Below are 4,532 nucleotides of genomic sequence, written 5' to 3' on the forward strand. Positions count from 1 at the left end.
AACCTTGGTGGCGTCCGTGCCGCCGCCCTGGGCAACATCGTCCTTGCCGCCGCCGCCGCCGCCAAGAACACCCGCAGCGGTCTTGACCAGCGCACCGGCCTTGACTCCCGCGGTGCGGGCCGCTTCGTTGGTGGCGACAATAACAACGGGCCGACCATTGGCGGCACCTGCTGCGGCAACCACTGCTGCTTCGCTGCCGAGGCGGGACCGCAGGTCCAGGGCCAGGGTCCGCAGATCGTCGGCACCCGAGACGCTGCCGGCGTCGTGCGCCAGGAGCCGGACGCCGTCAACGTCGACGGCGGTTCCCACCAAAGCCGCTGCCGAGGCAGCCAGCTGCTCGCGGCGCAGGCGCTCCAGTTCCTTCTCAACCTGCTTGAGCTTGGCCAGGGTCGCGGCCACACGCTCGGGCAGCTGAACGGAAGGCACCTTCAGCAGATCGGAGAGTTCGTTCACGAGTGCGCGCTCGGCGGCCAGGTGCCGGAAGGCATCCATTCCAACGAAGGCTTCCACACGGCGGTTGCCCGAGCCGACGGACTGCTCGCCGAGCAGCGTGAGGCTGCCGATCCGCGAGGTGGAGTCCACGTGGGTACCGCCGCAGAGCTCGCGTGACCAGGCGCCGTCGATCTCCACTACACGGACCTGGTCCCCGTAGGCTTCGCCGAACAGGGCGGTGGCGCCCAGTGCCTTGGCATCCGCCAGGGACATGATCTTGGTTTCGACCCGGTGGTTGTTGCGGATCGCCAGGTTGGAGACCTCTTCGATCTCGGACTTGGCAGCCTCGGAAAGGCCCTCACCCCAGGAGAAGTCGAAGCGCAGGTAGCCGGCTTTGTTGAAGGAGCCGCGCTGCATGGCTTCCGGACCCAGGATCTGGTGCAGGGCGGCGTGCACAATGTGCGTGCCGGAGTGCGCCTGCTCCGCGGCGTGGCGCTGTTCGGCGTCGACCGCGGCCATGGCCAGGGCGCCGGCGGAGACTTCACCTTCCCGGACAATCGCCTTGTGCACGGTCAGTCCCTTGACGGGGCGCTGCACATCGGAGACCTCAAGCACAAAGCCGTCGCCGGTGATGAGGCCGACGTCGGCGGCCTGGCCACCCGCTTCGGCGTAGAACGGTGTTTCGTTCAGCACCAGCTGGATTTCGGAGCCGGGGCCGGCATGGGACACGGACTCGCCGTTGGAGATGATTCCCCGCACGGCGGATTCGGTGGTGAGTTCGTCGTAGCCGGTGAAGACGGTCTGCCCGACCTTGAGCAGCTCGTTGAAAACGGAGACGTCGGAGTGGCCGTGCTTTTTGCCCCGGGCGTCGGCCTGGGCGCGCTGGCGCTGTTCCTGCATCAGGGACCGGAAACCGGCCTCGTCAACCTTCAGTCCGGCTTCTTCGGCCATCTCGAGGGTGAGGTCGATGGGGAAGCCGTAAGTGTCATGGAGTGCGAACGCGTCCTCGCCGGACAGCGGACGGCCCGCGGCCTTGGATTCCTGCACAGCGGCGTCGAGGCGCTCGGTGCCGGAGGCGATGGTGCGCAGGAACGCCTTTTCTTCGGCGTAGGCGATCCGTGAAATCCGGGCGAAGTCTGCCTCGACCTCCGGGTAGGTGCCCTTCATCGCGTCCCGGGACACCGGCAGCAGCTCCGGCAGCACGGCGGTTTCGACGCCGAGCAGGCGCATGGCCCGCACGGCACGGCGGATCAGGCGGCGCAGCACGTAGCCGCGGCCTTCGTTGGACGGCGTCACGCCGTCGGAGATCAGCATCAGCGCGGAACGGATGTGGTCGCCCACAACGCGCATCCGGACGTCATCTGTGTGGTGCGGATCCGAGGGGTCCTCGGCGGAGGTGTATTCCTTGCCGGCCAGCTCAGCGGCCTTGTCCAGCACCGGACGGACCTGGTCGGTCTCGTACATGTTTTCCACGCCCTGCAGGATCAGTGCGAGGCGTTCCAGGCCCAGGCCGGTGTCGATGTTCTTCTGCGGCAGTTCGCCGGCAACGTCGAAGTCGGTCTTGGAACGGACCTCGGAGAGCTGGTACTGCATAAACACGAGGTTCCAGATTTCGATGTACCGGGTCTCGTCGACGGCGGGGCCGCCTTCGACGCCGTACGCCGGGCCCCGGTCGTAGTAGATTTCCGAGCAGGGACCGCCCGGGCCGGCCTGGCCGGTGGTCCAGTAGTTGTCTTCCTTGCCCGTGCCGATGATGCGTTCGTCGGGAACGCCAATCTTGTCCCGCCAGATGGCGCGGGCCTCATCGTCGCGCTCGTCGCCGTCCTGGTAGACGGTGACCCACAGGCGCTCGGGGTCCAGGCCGTAGCCGCCGTCCTCCAGGGGGCTGGTGAGCAGCTCCCAGGCGAAGGTAATGGCGTCTTCCTTGAAGTAGTCGCCGAAGGAGAAGTTGCCGGCCATCTGGAAGAACGTGCCGTGGCGGGCGGTCTTGCCGACCTCTTCGATGTCAGCGGTGCGGATGCACTTCTGCACGCTCGTGGCCCGCTTGTAAGGGGGCGTTTCCCGGGCAGTCAGGTACGGAATGAAGGGCACCATGCCGGCGACCGTGAAAAGAAGCGACGGGTCATTGGAAACGAGCGACGCGGAGGGAACGACCGTGTGGCCCTTGCTGCTGAAGAAATCCAGCCAGCGGCGTGCGATCTCGTGGGACTTCATGGTGATTCTTACCCTTCTGGTAAATCAGTCACGCGCAGGGCAGCTGCGCGCGGGAGAGCGTCAGTCAGCGGCGGGCCGATGACATGGTGTCGGCGACGGTGTCAGTGGTTTCCAGGCCCAGGGCTGAGCGGAGCTCATCCTCGCGCTGGGTCATGGCGTCACGGAAAGCGTCGGTGAAGTTGTGCACGGCATCGGCGGCGCTGCCGACGGCGCGGTTGAGCCCTGCAGGGCCCAGGGAATCCTTGGCCTCCGAAATCCGGCGGACGGCAATGACGCCGATGGTGATGCCAATCGACATCCAAAAAACGCGCTTAATCATGGCTGCTCCTGTTGTGGGCGGTGTGGCGGTCAAGCCTAGCGGCTGCGGCGGCCTCGGCCCGCCGGCTTGCGCGCTGCCAGGGCGGTACGGACACCGTAGGTGAAAGCGGAGACCTTGATCAGCGGGGAGCCGACCGTGGCCGCGATCAGCGAGGTCAGCGCCGAGACGTTCGCCGACGCATCGGAGACATTCGAGGAAATGCCGTCTACCTTCTGCAGCTGCAGGTTCGTGGTGGACACGGTGGTGGTCACCTCGTCGATCAGCGGAGTGGTTTCGTCACTGAGGGTCTTGATGGATCCGCGGAGCTCATCGAAGACACTCCCCAGTTTGAGGATGGGTACGGCCAGCAGTGCAACCAGCACGGCAAAAACCCCGGCTGCGATCAGACCGGCGATATCTCCACCTGACATGGTTCTCCTTGGGATCGGTTCGATGACATTTCCGCTATGTACTTTACCCATTCGCGGGCCGGGACACTTACCCGGGAAACAGCGGGTCTGCGGGTAGTCCGCGCGTGCGGACGGCGCGGGGCTGCAGCGCCGGGCGGAATCGCGGTGCTTTCAGCGCCAAATGAAACAGCCCGCGGCACGAGGGCCGCGGGCTGTTCCGGTTTCGCCTTGTATTCCCGGAATCCGGGAATGCAGTCGAATTAGCGTGCGTAGTATTCCACGACGAGCTGCTCTTCGCAGGTCACGGGGACTTCCGAGCGCTTCGGGCGGCGAACCAGGCGAGCCTGCAGCTTGTCCAGGGAGACATCCAGGTAACCCGGAACAGCGGGCAGGACGTCGCGGTGGGCGCCGGCAGCGGCAACCTGGAACGGCGTCATGGTCTCGCTGCGCTGGTGCACATGGATGAGCTGGCCTTCGGACACGCGGAACGACGGGCGGTCCACGCGGGCGCCGTCAACCATGATGTGGCGGTGCACAACAAGCTGGCGGGCCTGGGCGATCGTCCGGGCGAAGCCGGCACGCAGCACGAGGGCGTCAAGACGCATCTCGAGGAGCTCGATCAGGTTTTCACCGGTCAGACCGGCGGTGCGGCGGGCTTCTTCGAAGACACGGGTCATCTGTGCTTCGCGGATGCCGTACTGTGCGCGCAGACGCTGCTTCTCGCGCAGGCGAACTGCGTAGTCACTGTCCTGCTTGCGGCGGGCGCGGCCGTGCTCACCCGGGGGGTAAGGCCGACGCTCGAAGTACTTTGCTGCCTTGGGGGTCAAAGCAATGCCGAGGGCGCGCGAAGCGCGGGCCTGACGGCGTGCACGTGTTGAATTAGCCACGTTCACCTTTCACTGTTTTGGCGGTCTCGCCGTGTGCTCCCGGGTTACCCCGGCCGTACACGGCTAATACGTAGTCACTGGCCTCCATTAGGGAGAGCTCCGGCCAACCGCTGCCTTCCGCTGCAACGCATCTGCGGCACACACATCCACCAGCCGGAATAACCCGGCTAAAGCAAATGGGAGTGTCCGGCAGAGCGCTTGCCAGTCAACCATCAATCCTAGCACGCACCGGCCCGGCATCCGGGACGGCGGCGGGCCGGATGCGGCGGGCGGACGGCGGGCCGCGGCGCG

4 protein-coding genes are annotated in these 4,532 nt (G+C 66.1%); all 4 read right to left on the reverse strand.

Going from position 1 to position 4,532, the window contains the following annotated elements:
* Positions 1 to 2,646 (reverse strand): alanine--tRNA ligase (alaS, locus tag RTN46_RS16545; protein WP_312183041.1); only part of this gene is annotated, 2,646 nt, incomplete at its 3' end.
* A 64-nt stretch (positions 2,647 to 2,710) separates the two neighbouring features.
* Positions 2,711 to 2,965 (reverse strand): hypothetical protein, encoded by a 255-nt coding sequence (locus RTN46_RS16550; protein WP_312183043.1) that lies wholly within the window; start codon positions 2,963 to 2,965, stop codon positions 2,711 to 2,713.
* A 35-nt stretch (positions 2,966 to 3,000) separates the two neighbouring features.
* Complete coding sequence (locus tag RTN46_RS16555) at positions 3,001 to 3,375, reverse strand: DUF948 domain-containing protein (RefSeq protein WP_312183044.1); 375 nt, start codon at positions 3,373 to 3,375, stop codon at positions 3,001 to 3,003.
* 239 nt (positions 3,376 to 3,614) lie between these two features.
* Positions 3,615 to 4,241: a 30S ribosomal protein S4 gene (gene rpsD / locus RTN46_RS16560; protein WP_055242205.1), complete on the reverse strand. Its 627-nt coding sequence runs from the start codon at positions 4,239 to 4,241 to the stop codon at positions 3,615 to 3,617.
* Positions 4,242 to 4,532 lie beyond the last annotated feature (291 nt).

The sequence above is a fragment of the Arthrobacter sp. genome (assembly GCF_031988865.1).
In the GTDB taxonomy this organism is placed as follows: Bacteria; Actinomycetota; Actinomycetes; order Actinomycetales; family Micrococcaceae; genus Arthrobacter_B.

Bases quoted from the DNA above. Each gene is read 5' to 3' on its own strand.
- RTN46_RS16555 (WP_312183044.1), bottom strand. From the start codon at position 3,375: ATGTCAGGTGGAGATATCGCCGGTCTGATCGCAGCCGGGGTTTTTGCC.
- RTN46_RS16550 (WP_312183043.1), bottom strand. From the start codon at position 2,965: ATGATTAAGCGCGTTTTTTGGATGTCGATTGGCATCACCATCGGCGTC.